Annotated in this window: 15 protein-coding genes; 11 read left to right on the plus strand and 4 right to left on the minus strand. The window is 71.9% G+C overall.

The features are described from left to right. Positions 1-6 precede the first annotated feature (6 nt). The 11 genes from AB0M36_RS10450 (at position 7) to AB0M36_RS10500 (ending at position 9,372) form a co-directional block, all read left to right on the plus strand. The gene (locus tag AB0M36_RS10450) at positions 7-699 is read left to right on the plus strand and encodes an ABC transporter ATP-binding protein (RefSeq protein ID WP_364155126.1); all 693 of its coding nucleotides are present in this window, start codon (positions 7-9) and stop codon (positions 697-699) included. Next, positions 696-1,400 (plus strand): ABC transporter ATP-binding protein, encoded by a 705-nt coding sequence (locus AB0M36_RS10455; RefSeq protein ID WP_364155128.1) that lies wholly within the window; start codon positions 696-698, stop codon positions 1,398-1,400. The genes AB0M36_RS10450 and AB0M36_RS10455 overlap by 4 nt, the downstream gene beginning before the upstream one ends. A gap of 8 nt (positions 1,401-1,408) precedes the next feature. Continuing rightward, complete coding sequence (locus tag AB0M36_RS10460) at positions 1,409-2,287, plus strand: branched-chain amino acid ABC transporter permease (RefSeq protein ID WP_364155129.1); 879 nt, start codon at positions 1,409-1,411, stop codon at positions 2,285-2,287. Next, positions 2,284-3,249, plus strand: a complete 966-nt coding sequence (locus AB0M36_RS10465) for a branched-chain amino acid ABC transporter permease (protein ID WP_364155130.1) — start codon at positions 2,284-2,286, stop codon at positions 3,247-3,249. Before AB0M36_RS10460 ends, AB0M36_RS10465 begins: the two co-directional genes overlap by 4 nt. Then, positions 3,246-4,508: an ABC transporter substrate-binding protein gene (locus tag AB0M36_RS10470; RefSeq protein WP_364155132.1), complete on the plus strand. Its 1,263-nt coding sequence runs from the start codon at positions 3,246-3,248 to the stop codon at positions 4,506-4,508. Before AB0M36_RS10465 ends, AB0M36_RS10470 begins: the two co-directional genes overlap by 4 nt. 122 nt (positions 4,509-4,630) lie before the next feature. Continuing rightward, entirely contained in the window at positions 4,631-5,380 is a 750-nt protein-coding gene (locus AB0M36_RS10475) for an SDR family oxidoreductase (protein WP_364155134.1), read from the plus strand. Continuing rightward, positions 5,380-6,150, plus strand: a complete 771-nt coding sequence (locus AB0M36_RS10480) for an SDR family oxidoreductase (protein ID WP_364155136.1) — start codon at positions 5,380-5,382, stop codon at positions 6,148-6,150. Before AB0M36_RS10475 ends, AB0M36_RS10480 begins: the two co-directional genes overlap by 1 nt. After that, entirely contained in the window at positions 6,147-7,157 is a 1,011-nt protein-coding gene (locus tag AB0M36_RS10485; protein ID WP_364155137.1) for a phosphotransferase family protein, read from the plus strand. The genes AB0M36_RS10480 and AB0M36_RS10485 overlap by 4 nt, the downstream gene beginning before the upstream one ends. After that, complete coding sequence (locus AB0M36_RS10490; protein WP_364155139.1) at positions 7,157-8,359, plus strand: acyl-CoA dehydrogenase family protein; 1,203 nt, start codon at positions 7,157-7,159, stop codon at positions 8,357-8,359. The genes AB0M36_RS10485 and AB0M36_RS10490 overlap by 1 nt, the downstream gene beginning before the upstream one ends. A gap of 55 nt (positions 8,360-8,414) precedes the next feature. Next, positions 8,415-9,008, plus strand: coding sequence for a TetR/AcrR family transcriptional regulator (locus AB0M36_RS10495; protein WP_364155141.1), 594 nt, complete (start codon positions 8,415-8,417; stop codon positions 9,006-9,008). A gap of 70 nt (positions 9,009-9,078) precedes the next feature. Continuing rightward, positions 9,079-9,372, plus strand: coding sequence for a hypothetical protein (locus AB0M36_RS10500; protein WP_364155142.1), 294 nt, complete (start codon positions 9,079-9,081; stop codon positions 9,370-9,372). Here AB0M36_RS10500 and egtD read toward each other — a convergent pair. From egtD to egtA, 4 genes are read right to left on the minus strand one after another with little or no spacing between them, the layout of a single operon-like run. Continuing rightward, positions 9,359-10,327, minus strand: a complete 969-nt coding sequence (gene egtD, locus AB0M36_RS10505) for an L-histidine N(alpha)-methyltransferase (protein ID WP_364155424.1) — start codon at positions 10,325-10,327, stop codon at positions 9,359-9,361. The genes AB0M36_RS10500 and egtD overlap by 14 nt on opposite strands. A 2-nt stretch (positions 10,328-10,329) precedes the next feature. Next, on the minus strand, positions 10,330-11,079 hold the full coding sequence (gene egtC / locus AB0M36_RS10510) for an ergothioneine biosynthesis protein EgtC (RefSeq protein ID WP_364155144.1): 750 nt from the start codon (positions 11,077-11,079) through the stop codon (positions 10,330-10,332). Then, positions 11,079-12,383 (minus strand): ergothioneine biosynthesis protein EgtB, encoded by a 1,305-nt coding sequence (gene egtB / locus AB0M36_RS10515; RefSeq protein ID WP_364155145.1) that lies wholly within the window; start codon positions 12,381-12,383, stop codon positions 11,079-11,081. The genes egtC and egtB overlap by 1 nt, the downstream gene beginning before the upstream one ends. Beyond that, positions 12,380-13,648 (minus strand): ergothioneine biosynthesis glutamate--cysteine ligase EgtA, encoded by a 1,269-nt coding sequence (gene egtA / locus AB0M36_RS10520; RefSeq protein WP_364155146.1) that lies wholly within the window; start codon positions 13,646-13,648, stop codon positions 12,380-12,382. Before egtA ends, egtB begins: the two co-directional genes overlap by 4 nt. Positions 13,649-13,704: the final 56 nt, after the last annotated feature.

The raw sequence follows: 13,704 nt of genomic DNA on the forward strand, positions 1-13,704 counted from the left end.
GTGACGATGACCGACAGCGCCGGCCTCACCCTCGACCGAATCAGCGTCCGCTTCGGTGGACTCGTCGCCCTCGAAGGCGTCTCGCTGCACGTCGCTCCCGGCCGTACCGTCGGGGTGATCGGCCCCAACGGCGCCGGGAAGACCACCCTTTTCAATGTCGTCTGCGGTTTCGTGACGCCGACGAGCGGCTCTCTCGCGCTGGACGGACGCCCGTTGCGGCCGCGGCCCCATCGGCTGGCCCGGCTCGGCATCTCCCGGACGTTGCAGGGCGTCGGCCTCTTCAGCGGCCTGACGGTGCTGGAGAACGTGCTGGTCGCCGCGCGGGGTGGGCGCGAGCGGGCGATGGCGGCGCTGACGCGCAGCGGGGTGGACCGGTACGCCGGTGACCTTCCCGGGCGGCTGCCCTATGCCGTGCGCAAGCGGGTCGCCCTGGCCCGGGCCCTGGTCAGCGAGCCGAGGCTGCTCCTGCTGGACGAGCCGGCGGGTGGTCTCGGCGCCGGGGAGATCGACGAGTTGCGTGAGCTGATCGGGGGGCTGTCCTGCTCGGTGCTGCTCGTCGAGCATCACATGGATCTGGTCATGGCCGTGTGCGACGAGATTCTCGTGCTGGATTTCGGCCGACCGGTCGCGCATGGCACGCCGGCCGAGATCCGGACCGACGAGGCCGTCGCGGACGCCTATCTGGGTGCGGCCGCGTGAGCGCGCTGCTGCGGATCGAGCGGCTCACCGCCGGGTACGGCGCCGCCCCGGTCCTGCACGACGTCGACCTGACCGTGGCGGCCGGTTCGATCACCGCCGTGCTCGGGGCTAACGGGGCCGGGAAGACGACGCTGCTGCGTACCCTCTCGGGGTTGTTGCCGGCCGCGCGGGGGCGGATTCTTCTCGACGGCCGTGACCTGCGCGGGGTTCGGGTCGAGGAGATGGTGCGCCGCGGAGTGGCGCACGTGCCGGAGGGCCGTGGCGTGGTCACCGAGCTGACCGTGGACGAGAACCTGAGGCTGGGCGGGCTGTGGCGCAAGGATCGCGCGGACGCCAAGCGTGCCCTCGACGAGGTGTACGAGCTTTTCGAGCCGCTGGCCCGCCGCCGCGGGTCTGCCGGGCATCAGCTCTCCGGCGGCGAGCGGCAGCTGCTCGCCCTGGGCCGCGCGCTGGTGGGACGGCCCCGGCTGCTGTTGCTGGATGAGCCGTCGCTGGGCCTGGCGCCGAAGGTTACCGCCCAGATTCTGCGGCTGTTGCGCACGCTGCGGGACGGCAGCGGCCTGACCGTGCTGTTGGTGGAGCAGAACGTGCGTGGCGCGCTGGCCGTCGCCGACGAGGCCGTCGTGTTGGCGTTGGGCCGCGTCGTGAGCCGCGGCACGTCCATCGATGACGAGCTGCGGCACGCCTATCTCGGCTTCTAGGAGGACCGTTGGACCGGTTCGTGTTCCTGACGTTCGACGGCCTGAGCCGGGGCGCGGTGTACGCCGCGTTCGCCCTCTCGCTGGTGCTGATCTGGCGGGCGACGAGGATCGTCAACTTCGCCCAGGGCGCGATGGCGGTGGCCACGGCGTACGCCGGCTATTCCGTCGCGGCGGCGACCGGGTCCTACTGGCTGGGCTTCGCCACGGCGATCCTGGGCGGCCTGGTGCTGGGCGCGGTGACCGAGCGGGTCGTGATGCGCTTCGTCGATCACGCGTCGCCGCTGAACGGGGTGGTGGTCGCGCTCGGCCTGGTGCTCGTGATCCAGGGCGTGCTCGGCATGGTCTACGGCAGCGAGTTCCGCCCGGCCGGCACCCCCTTCGGCCGTGAGGCTTTCACGGTGGGCGGGGTCGCCCTGTTGTCCCGCTTCGATCTGTTCGTCTTCGCGGCGGTGGCCGCTGTGGTGGGGTTGCTCGCGCTGTTGTTCACGCGTACGGCGACCGGCCTGCGGATGCGCGCCTCGGCCTTCGCGCCGGACGTCTCCCGCCTGCTCGGCGTGCACGTCGGCGGGATGCTGACGCTGGGCTGGGCGTTGGCCGCGGCGGTGGGCTCGCTCGCCGGCATGCTGGTCATCCCCACCGAGCTGGGTCTGCACCCGAACGCGATGGACATAGTGTTCGTCTCGTCGTTCACCGCGGCGGTGGTCGGGGGCCTGGACAGCGCGATCGGCTCGGTGCTCGGCGGCCTGATCGTGGGGCTGCTGCTGTCGTACGTGAGCGGCTATCTCGGCGCCACGGTGGCGCCGATCGCGGTCCTCGCGCTGCTCGTCGTGGTGTTGCTGGGCCGCCCGGGCGGGCTGTTCTCCCGCACGGAGGCGAGGGCGGCATGAGGGTGCGTGTTCCCGCCGCCTGGACGGCGGGCGCCGCGGTGCTGATCGTCGTCCTGACCCTTCTGCTGCCGCCGTTTCGCACCTACCAGCTTGCGACGGTGGGGGCGTACCTGTGCGTCACCGCGGGTCTGACGGTCCTCACCGGACTCAATGGCCAGCTGTCGCTGGGGCATGGCGCGCTGATGGCGACCGGTGCCTACACGGTCGCTCTGCTCCAGGAGGCGTTGGCCGGGCGCGGGCCGTGGACGCTGCTGGTGTCGGTCCTCGCCGCGATCGCGCTGACCACCGTCGTCGGCGCCGTCGTCGGCCTGGCCGCGGCGCGGTTGCGGGGGCCCTATCTGGCCGGGCTGACGCTCGCCGTCGCGGTCGTGGTGCCCGCGATCACCAGCACCTTCGCCGGGACGTTCAACAGTGACCAGGGCCTGTCCGTGGTCCTCGACCCGCCGCCGGGCACGGTCGCCGTCGAGCGGTGGCAGGCGTGGCTGGCCTGGGCCGGCGCCCTGGTCACGATGCTGTCGCTGGCGGTGCTCGTCCGGGGCCGGTTCGGCCTGGAGATGCGGGCGGTCCGCGACGACGAGACCGCCGCGCGGCTCGCCGGCGTGAGCGTCGCCCGTACCCAAGTGTTGGCTTTTGTGGTGAGCGCGGCCTGCGCGGGCCTCGGCGGCGCGCTGTTCGCCGTGCTGGCCCAGAGCGTTTCCCCGGGAGCGTTTCCGCTGTCGTTGTCGCTGTTTCTTCTCATGGCGATCGTCATCGGCGGCCTGGGCAGCCTGGCCGGCGCGGTCTGGGGCGCGGTCCTGCTCGTCGCGCTGCCGGCCCTGGCGCACACGGTCACCGAGGGCATCGACGTGCGGCAGCTCGAAGGCAATCTGCCGCTGGCCCTGTTCGGCATCACCCTCGTCGTCGTCATGCTCGCCGCTCCCGGCGGCATCGCATCCCTGTGGCCCTTAAGGAGAAAGACATGAGGCGCTTCTGGACGACTCTCACTGTGCTGGCGCTGGCCGCCGCGACGACCGCCTGCGACGGCGGCGGCGGGGGGACCAGCGGGAACACTCCCGGCGTGACCGACACCGAGATCCTCGTCGGCACGCACATGCCGCTAACCGGCCCCGCGGCCGCCGGCTATTCGAAGATCGCGCCGGCGACCAAGGCGTACTTCGATTTCGTCAACGCGAACGGCGGCGTGCACGGCCGCTCCCTCACCTACAAGATCATGGACGACACCTACAACCCGGCGACCACCCAGCAGGTCGTGCGCGAGCTGGTGTTGCAGGACAGGGTCTTCGCGATCCTCAACGGACTGGGTACGCCCACCCACACCGGCGTCCTGGACTTCCTGAAGACCAACCGGGTTCCCGATCTCTTCGTGGCCTCGGGCAGCCGCAGCTGGGACCAGCCGGACAAGTATCCCGGCACCTTCGGGTTCAACGTGGACTACACGGTCGAGGGCAAGATCCTCGCCACCCACGTCAAGGAAACCCAGGCCGGCAAGAAGGTCTGTTTCCTCGGCCAGGACGACGATTTCGGCCGTGACAGCCTCGCCGGCGTCGAGAAGATCCTCGGTCCGGTCGCGGCGAAGCAGTCGTACGTCACCAGCAACCCCAACGTCGGCCCGCAGTTGGGCGCGCTGAAGCAAGCCGGCTGCCAGGTCGTCATGCTCGCGACCGTGCCGGGCTTCACCGCGCTGACCCTCGGTACCGCCGCGAAGATCGGCTTCAAGCCGCAGTTCGTGGTCTCGCAGGTCGGTGCGGACCTGACCACCCTGTCGAAGCAGCTCGGCCCGGCCGCCCGGCTGACCGAGGGCCTGATCTCGGCCAACTACCTGCCGTTGAGCACCGATGACGCCGACCCGTGGATCCAGCTCTTCAAGCGGGTCAACGCGCAGCACAACAACAACGCGGAGTTCGACAACAACATCGTCTACGGCATGTCCGTTGGCTATCTGTTCGTGCAGACGTTGCAGGCCGCCGGCAAGGACCTGACCCGGGACGGGCTCGTCGCCGCGGTCGAGAAGGGCGGCTTCCAGGGACCGGGATTCGCACCGCTGCGGTTCTCCGCCGACGACCATTCCGGGTACGGCGGTCAGCGGCTGAGCCGCATCGAGGGCGGCAGGCAGGCCTACTTCGGCACGATCTGGGAAACCGACGACGGCGACGGTCCCGTGCGGGCGTACGCGGCGGCCCCGGCGGCCCCGCCGCAGAACGGCATCCCCACGGCGCCGTAGCACAACGGTAAGGAAAGTGAAACGGTTGCGGCGCGGCGCCGGCCGATGCAGGGTTGGCGGCGGGAAGGTTACTCACTAGTATTCAGCACTCTTAGTGCAAGATTATTGGGGGTTCGGGCCGCATGTCGAAGCTCTCGGGCGCCGTCGCGATCGTGACGGGCGCCAGCCGGGGAATCGGGTTCGCGATAGCGCAGCGCTTCGTCGCCGAGGGCGCCCGGGTGTGCGTCACCGGGCGCGACGCGGAGGCCCTGGAGACCGCGGTCAAGGAGCTGGGCGGGGCCGACGTCGCCCTCGGAGTGCCCGGCAAGGGCGATGACGCCGACCACCGCGCCGCCGTCGTCGACGCCGTCCAGGAGGCCTTCGGGCCGGTCTCGATCCTGGTCAACAACGTGGGCATCAATCCCGCGTACGGGCCGCTCGGCAAGCTCGACCTGAGCGCCGCGCGCAAGATGGTCGACGTCAACGTGCTCGGCACGCTGGGGTGGGTGCAGGAGGCCCTGCGCGGCGGCATGAGCGGCGGCTCGATCGTGAACATCTCGTCGGTCTCCGGCGTACGCCCGGCGCCCGGCATCGCCTTCTACGGCGTCACCAAGGCCGCGCTCATCCACCTCACCGAGGAACTGGCCGTCGAACTGGCCCCGACCATCCGGGTCAATGCGGTCGCGCCGGCGGTGGTCAAGACCAGGTTCGCCACCGCGCTGTACGAGGGTCGCGAGGAGAAGGTCGCCGCCACCTATCCGCTCAAGCGTCTCGGCGTGCCGGAGGACATCGCCGGTGCGGTGGCCTTCCTCTGCTCGCCGGACGCCGCCTGGATCACCGGCCAGACCCTGGTGGTCGACGGCGGCCTCACGCTGACCGGGGCGGTCGAGTGATGCGGCGCGTGGTGGTCACCGGTGCCGGCGGCGGCATCGGCGCGGCGATGGCCCGGCGGTTCGCGGCAGACGGCGCCCGGGTCGTCGTCAACGACCTCGACGAGGCGGCCGCGGCGGCCGTCGCGGCCGAGATCGGCGGCATCGCCGTCGGTGGTGACGCCGGAAACGAGGCGGACGTGCGCCGGCTCGTCGACTCCGCCTGGGCGGAGCTCGGCGGCTGCGACCTCTTCTGCGCCAACGCCGGCATCCTCACCGGCGGCTCGGCCGACGCACCCGACGACCAGTGGCAGAAGGCATGGCAGGTCAACGTCATGTCCCACGTGTACGTGGCCCGAGCGCTGCTCCCCCGCTGGCTGGACTCGGGCGGCGGGCGGCTGCTCTTCACCGTCTCCGCCGCCGGGCTGCTCACCCTGCTCGGTTCGGCGCCGTACTCGGTGACCAAGCACGCCGCCCTGGGCTTCGCGGAATGGCTCCGCGCGACGTATGCCCACCGCGGCATCACCGTGCAGGCCCTCTGCCCCCAGGGCGTCAACACCGCCATGATGACCGACGGCGGGGAGAGCGCCAGCCGGACGATCCTCGCCGCCAGCGCACTGGAGCCCGAGGACGTGGCGGCCGTGGTGGCCGAGGCGGTGCGCGGCGACAGCTTCCTGGTACTGCCGCACGCGGAGGTGGCCGACTTCTACCGGGGCCGGGCCACCGACACCGACCACTGGCTGGGCAGCATGAACAAGATCCAGCGCGGCTTCGACGCGGCGGCGCGCTCGTGAGCGGGCCGCGCGGGCTGGACCTGGAGCGCCTGCGGGACTACCTCGGTTCCCCGCAGCTGAGCGCGACGATGTTCGAAGGCGGTCGCTCCAACCTCACCTACGCGGTCACCGACGGCACCCACCGCTGGGTGCTGCGCCGGCCGCCGCTCGGGCACGTGCTGCCGACCGCCCACGACATGTCCCGCGAGCACCGGGTGCTGGACGCGCTGTCCCGGGCCGGGTTCCCCGCACCGAGGCCGGTGCGGCTCTGCACCGACACCGAGGTCATCGGCGCGCCCTTCTATCTCATGGAACACGTCGACGGTGCGATCTACCGGGACGCCGCCACCCTGGAGGCCATGGGCCCGGATGCGGTGCGACGGCTCGTCCTGTCGCTCGTGGACACCCTCGCCGACCTGCACGCCCTGGACCCGGCGGCCATCGGGCTCGGCGACTTCGGCCGACCCGAGGGCTTCAACGAGCGGCAGGTCCGGCGCTGGAAGAAGCAGCTCGACGCCTCCCGCAGCCGCGAGGTGCCGGGGATCGAGGAGCTGCACGCCCGGCTCGCCGCGGACATTCCGGCGGGCGGCCCGGGCGCGGTCGTGCACGGCGACTATCGCCTCGACAACGTGCTGATCGGCGAGAAACTGCAGGTCAACGCCGTCCTGGACTGGGAGATGTCCACTCTGGGCGACCCGCTCAGCGACGTGGCGCTCATGCTGGTCTACGCCGGCCGGCCGCTGCTCGTCCGCGACGGCGAGCCCCGCACCCCGCTCTCGGTGCCGGGTCATCCCGGCCTGGCGGAGATCGCCGGCCACTATGCCGGGCGTTGCGGGCGCGACGTCTCGGACCTTCATTGGTACGTGGCGTTCGCCGCATTCAAGCTCGCCGTCATCCTCGAGGGCGTCCACTACCGATACGTTCAAGGGAAGACTGTCGGTGAGGGCTTCGACACTGTCGGCGTCATGGTCGCACCACTGGTCGCGCAGGGACACGAGTCGCTGGATGGAACGCTGGAGGCAAACTGATGGACTTCGCGTTCGACGAGAAGACCGAGGACTACCGCAAGCGGCTGCTCGCCTTCATGGAGGAGTGGGTCTACCCCGCCGAGGAGGGCTTCCACGACTCGTACGCGGGAGACTGGTCCCCGCCACCGGCCATCGAGCGGCTGAAGGAGCGGGCCAAGTCCGCCGGCCTGTGGAACCTGTTCCTGCCCGGCGAGCACGGCGCCGGACTGACCAACCTGCAGTACGCGCCGCTGGCCGAGCTGACCGGCCGCAGCCCCTGGATCGCCCCGCCCGCGCTGAACTGCGCGGCGCCGGACACCGGCAACATGGAGGTCCTCGCCCAGTTTGGCAGCCTGGAGCAGCGGGAGCGCTGGCTGCGGCCGCTGCTCGACGGCACCATCCGCTCGGCGTTCGCGATGACCGAGCCGCAGGTCGCGTCCTCGGACGCCACCAACATCGGCACCCGCATCGCCCGTGACGGCGACGACTACGTGATCACCGGGCGCAAGTTCTACATCTCCGGCGCGATGAACCCGAACTGCCAGATCTTCATCGTGATGGGCAAGACCGATCCCGAGGCCGCCCGGCACGTGCAGCAGAGCATGATCCTCGTGCCCCGGGACACCCCCGGCCTGACGATCGAGCGCGGCATGGAGGTCTTCGGTTACGACGACGGCGACCACGGCGGCCATGCCGAGATGATCTTCGACGGGGTGCGCGTACCCGTGGGCAACCTCATCGGCGAGGAGGGCTCGGGCTTCGCGATCTCGCAGGCCCGCCTCGGCCCCGGCCGGATTCACCACTGCATGCGGCTCATCGGCATGGCCGAGCGGGCGCTCGAGCTGATGTGCACCCGGGCGCTGGCCCGCACCCCGTTCGGAAGGCCGCTGGCCGATCAGGGCGTGGTGCAGGAGTGGATCGCCGAGTCCCGGGTCCGGATCGAGCAGGCCCGCCTGCTGGTGCTCAAGGCGGCCTGGCTGATGGACACCGTCGGCAACAAGGGCGCGCACACCGAGATCCAGGCCATCAAGATCGCCGTACCGGCCACCACCGAGTGGGTCCTGGACAAGGCGATCCAGACGTACGGCGCGGCCGGCGTCGGACAGGACACCCCACTGGCCCGCCTCTGGGCCGCCACCCGCACCCTGCGCCTGGCCGACGGCCCGGACGAGGTGCACAAGCGCTCACTCGCCCGGCGGGAGCTGAACGCCTACCGACAGTAGTGCCGACCGCCACCCACCCCCTGCCTCGTCCGCCAGACCACCACCGGAGCGCCTGATGCCGGCCCCCTCACCCCAACCACCCCAGCGCGTCGACGGACGCACCGCCCGCTCGGAGCGCACGCGCGCCGCCATCGTCGAGGCCCACGTGACGCTGCTCCGCGAGGGCGACCTGCGCCCGACGGCCGACCGCATCGCCAAGCGGGCGGGCGTCTCCCTGCGCGCCCTGTGGAGCCACTTCGCCGACATGGAGGCCTTGTTCGCCGCCAGCGGTCAGCTCACCCTCGACCAGCGTGACGACCTCCATGAGCCGATCCCGACCGACCTCCCGCTCGAGCGCCGGATCGACCTGTACTGCCACCAGCGGGCGCGCCAACTGGAGCAGATCGCCCCGGTCGCCAAGGCGTCGTCGCTCAAGGAGCCGTTCTCCCCGGCCCTGCAGAGTTACCGCCGCATCCACATCCAGCGCGTCCGCGACGAGCTGAGGACGCTCTTCGCCGCTGAGATCGCCGGCGACGAGGAGCTGCTGAACGCCCTGACGGCCGCCGCCATGTGGCCGACCTGGGGCACCCTTCGCGACGCGATGGGCCTCGACCCGGCCGCGGCCCGCACCGCGCTGGCCCGGATCGTGCGGTCGACGCTGAGCCGGTGAGGTCCAGATCACTGGACGTCGGCGCGGCGTCTTTCCTGAAGAGCCCCGCGCAGCCGCCGATAGCAGGGCGATGCGTGACGACAAGCGGACCCCGGTAGGCGGCATCGGTGAACCCGATCCCGCGGACCTGGCACGCCTGATCGCCGCCAGCGAGAAGCTGGTGCATACCCAGTTCACGACGCTGCGGGAGCTGGGCATCGAGCGGCCGACCGTGGATCTGCCGGCCGGAGTCCTGCTGCGGCAGCTCGACCAGATCGAGATCCATCTCGGCCGCCTGCGCCGCATGCTGGGGGAGTCCGTGCCCGCGGCCCCGCCCGGCCCGATGACCGGCCCGGGCGGACCACGCGACCTCAAGCGGCGGTGACAGCCTGGGCGAGGGAGACGCCGAAGAGGCCTTCCGGGTCCGTCCACCAATGCCGCATTGCGAACCCCGTCCGCGCCAGCTCCGACTCCAGGCCGGCACGCCGGAACTTCGCCGAGATCTCCGTACGCATCTCCTCGCCCTCGGCGAAGTCGACCGTCAGGTCGAGCTCGGCGATCCGCACCCGCTGCGCCGACGTGGCCCGCAGCCGCATCTCGATCCACTCCTGCTCGGCGTCCCAGAGCGCGACGTGGGCGAAGGCCTCCACGTCGAAGTCAGCGCCCAGCCGGCGGTTGATCACGTGCAGCACGTTGCGGTTGAACTCGGCCGTCACGCCGGCCGCGTCGTCGTACGCCGGCACCACCACCGCCGGGTCCTTGACCAGGTCGGTGCCGAGCAGCAGCCACTCGCCCTCGTGCAGCGTCCCGCGCAGCCCGGTGAGGAACGTCGCCCGCTCCTCCGGGGCCAGGTTGCCGATCGTGCCGCCGAGGAACGCCACGACCCGGTTGTCGCCGTCCGGGATGTGGTGCAGGTGGCGGGTCATGTCGCCGACCACCCCGCGTACGGCCAGACCGGGGTAGTCCGCCGACAACCGCGCGACCGCCTCCTCGAGGGCGGAGCCCGAGACGTCCAGCGGCACGAAGGCACCCAGCGTGCCGCGCCGCAGCAGCGCGTCCAGCAGCAGCCGGGTCTTCTCCGAGGAGCCCGACCCGAGCTCGACCAGCGTCTTCGCCTCGGTGAGGCGGGCGAACTCGGGTGCCCGGGCCGCCAGGATGGACCTCTCGGTCCGCGTCGGGTAGTACTCCGGGAGCTCGGTGATCCGCTCGAAGAGCTCGCTGCCACGGGCGTCGTAGAACCACTTGGGTGGCAACCACTTCGCGTCGGCGGTCAGCCCGGTGGTCACGTCGGCGCGCAGCTCGCGGTCGATGTCGCGATCGTCCAGGTGGATCTCGAGCATGGTCACGATCTCCCTAGCGGAGTGAGGTTCACGGTGGAAGGGGTGGCGATGAGCAGCCGGCCATCGGGCACGGCCTCCCACGCCGGGCCGGGATCGACGGGTTCGGAGCTGACGAGGACGGCGCCCGCGGCCGCCCGCACGGACAGCGCGTGTCCGGCGGTGGTGGCGACGATCCGCCGGCCGTCGGTGAGCAGCAGGTTGAGCCGGGACCCGGGGGCGGCCAGCGAGACCTCCCCCACCACGTCCGCGAGAGCCTCCGCCGCCGGCTTCCCGGCCCGAAGCCGATGGCGGACCAGCGCCCACAGCAGCGCGGCGTCGGTCGGGGCGTCAAGCGTGAGCAGGTCCGCCACGGGCAGCGAGCCGGCCAGGCCCGCGACCGAGTGCGGCCAGCCCCGCACGACACCGTTGTGGCTGAACGCCCACGGCCCCTCGGTGAACGGGGCGGCCGCGGTCTCCACGACCGCCATCCCCTCGGTCGCGGATCGCACCGCGGCGAGGAATCCGGTGGTCACCGTGGTGGCGGCGAGCGCGGGTAGCGCCGCGTCCGACCACAGGGGATGCGCGCGGCGATAGCGCACGGGTTCGCCGCCGTCACTTGGGTACCACGCGACGCCGAAGCCGTCGGCGTTGATGGTGCCGCCGCCGCGCATGTCACGCGGCGCCCAGGCCTGCCGGACCAGCGCGTGCGGCGCGTCGAACAACGGGTGTGACAGCGGCGCCGGCGGGCCGAGATATGCCAGGTGACGGCACATCAGACCGGCTCCGGGCCCGCGTCGCGGGCGCAGCGGAAGCCGCTGAAGATCTGCCGTCGGATCGGATGGTCCCAGTTGCGGAAGGTGCCCCGGCAGGCCGCCGAGTCGGTGCCGAAGGAGCCGCCGCGCAACACCTTGTAGTCGCCGCCGAAGAACACCTGCGAATACTCCGCGTACGGGAACACCTGGAAGCCGGGATAGCCGTGGAAGCCGGAATCGGTCCACTCCCAGACGTCGCCGATGAGCTGGTGCACGCCCAGCGGCGAGGCGCCCAGCGGATAGGCCCCGGCCGGCGCGGGCGCCAGATGCCGCTGACCGAGGTTGGCGTGCTCGGGCCCGGGCGGGTCGTCTCCCCACGGATAGCGGCGCGAGCGGCCGGTCGCGGGATCGTGCCGGGCGGCCTTCTCCCATTCGGCCTCGGTCGGGAGCCGCCGCCCGGCCCAGGACGCGTACGCCTCGGCCTCGAAGAAGCAGACGTGCACCACCGGCTCCTCGGCCACGACCCGCTCGGTACGCCCGAACCGGGTGTACGCCCACCCGTCGCCGTCCCGCTGCCAGTGCATCGGCGCGACCAGCCCGGCCTTCTGTCGGTACGCCCAGCCTCGCTCGCTCCACCAGCGTGAATCGTCGTAGCCGCCGTCGGCGATGAAGGCCGCGTACGCGGCGTTGGTGACCGGGGCGGCGTCGATGAAGAAGGCCGCGACGTCGACCGGGTGCGCGGGACGCTCGTTGTCCAGCGCCCACGGCTCGGTGTCGGTGCCCATCGTGAACGGCCCGCCGGGGATCAGCACCTCCCCCGAGACGGCCGCGCGGGCCGGCGGCGGTGCCGGCGCCCGCAGCACCGGGGCTCCCTCGCGCAGCTGGTGGGTGGCGAGCATGGTCTCGTCGTGCTGCTGCTCGTGCTGGACGATCATCCCGAAGGCGAACCCGTCGGCGACCAGGGGCCGGTCGGTCAGCCGTACCCGGTCGAGGACGTCCAGGGCCTTGTCCCGCACCTGGCCGACGTACGCGCGGGCCTCGGCCGGATCGAGCAGCGGCAGCGCCGGACGATTCGGCCGGGGGTGTTTGAAGGCGTCGTAGAGCTCGTCGATGTCGCGGCGCAGGGGCTCGCGCCCGCCGACGTCGCGCACCAGCCACAGCTCCTCCTGGTTGCCGACGTGGGCGAGGTCCCAGACGAGCGGAGACATCAGGGGCGAATGCTGGCGGACGAGATCGGTGTCGTCGACGGCCTCGGTGAGCAGCGTGGTCCGCGCCCGCGCGCGCTCCAGCTCGGCGGCCACCTTCAGCCGCAGGTCCTGGGTCATCGGAACTGGTCCTTCCGTTGCGAACCGGCGTGGACGGCGTCACCGCCGTGCAGGCGCCGGTCGACGATGTCGGCCACCAGGTCGCGCACCGGGCCGGGCAGGCCGGTCCGGTCGAGTCCGCGGCAGGCGAGGTCGAGGAGGTTGGCCGCGCACGCCCCGGTCACGGGGTCGGCGAGGCCGTCACGGGCCGCTTCCCGCCACCGGCCGGCGGCGGGACCGGCGAGGTCGCGGGCCTGGTCGGCGACGGCGTCGTCGGCGAGCAGCGCGCACAGCACGGCCACCGGAGCGATCCACTCGCGCCCGGGTTGGGCGTCGAGGTAGCGGACTTCGAGGTAGCCGCGCGGGCGTACCGGGGGAAAGAGGGTGCTCAGGTGGTAGTCGAGATCGTCCACCGTGGGCGGCCGGTGCAGCGCCCCGCCGATCCAGTCGGCGAACGTGACCCCGTCCGGGGTGTCCCAGCATCCGTGGCCGCGCCGCACGCACAGCACCGGCGCGGCGAGCACATATCGGATCCAGCCGTCGGTGGGGTCGGCGGACCGCGGCGCGGATGGTGGCACCGGGCCGCTGCGGCGGCGGTCGATGCCCAACCAGGTCGCCATGCGGCCGCTGACCCAGCCGGTGTCACGGCCGGCGTGCATCCGGGACGTGGCGAAGGTGGCCAGCAGGGGTGGTCCGAGATCGTGCACGGCACCCCACCGGGCCGGCAGCCGGGCCTCGGTCCCCGCGTCGAGGCAGACCTGGAGTCCGGCGGTGCTGCACATCATCGTGCGTCCGGACGGTGTGCCGGTGCGGTCGAAGGCGTGCTGCATGGCCGCGTAGCGGGGGGTGTCGAGGATGCGTACCGGCGGTCGGTGGGGGTCGAGACCCCGCTCGCCGAGGACGATGCCGCAGGCGGCGAGGAGGTCGACAACCCGGTCCTGGTCGGCGGTCACCTCGGCGTGCAGAGCGGCGAGGGAGCCGGCCGGTGCGGAGGAGATCTCGAGCTGGCCGCCGGGTTCGCAGGTGACGGTGCCGCCGCCGGGAAGCGGCAGGGGCTCGGTGTTGCCAAGGGCCGCGGGTGCGTGTGGACCGAGCGCCCGACTCAGGTCGGTGGTCCGCAGGGGCGCCGCGGGAAGGTCGGCGCGGTGGGTGGTCCATTCCAGTTCGACGCCGACGCGGCGTGGTGGGCCGGTCTTGAAACAGATGCCGGAGACGTGGTCGGCGGCGTCGGAGAGACGCCGCAAAACCTTCCCGGCCGGATCGTCGTCACTACTTTCGGTAGTCACAGCTCTCCTTTGAGTCGCCATCTTTTCGAACGATACACACATGCTTCGATTACCCG

The sequence above is a fragment of the Actinoplanes sp. NPDC051346 genome (assembly GCF_040682215.1).
Taxonomy (GTDB): Bacteria; Actinomycetota; Actinomycetes; order Mycobacteriales; family Micromonosporaceae; genus Actinoplanes.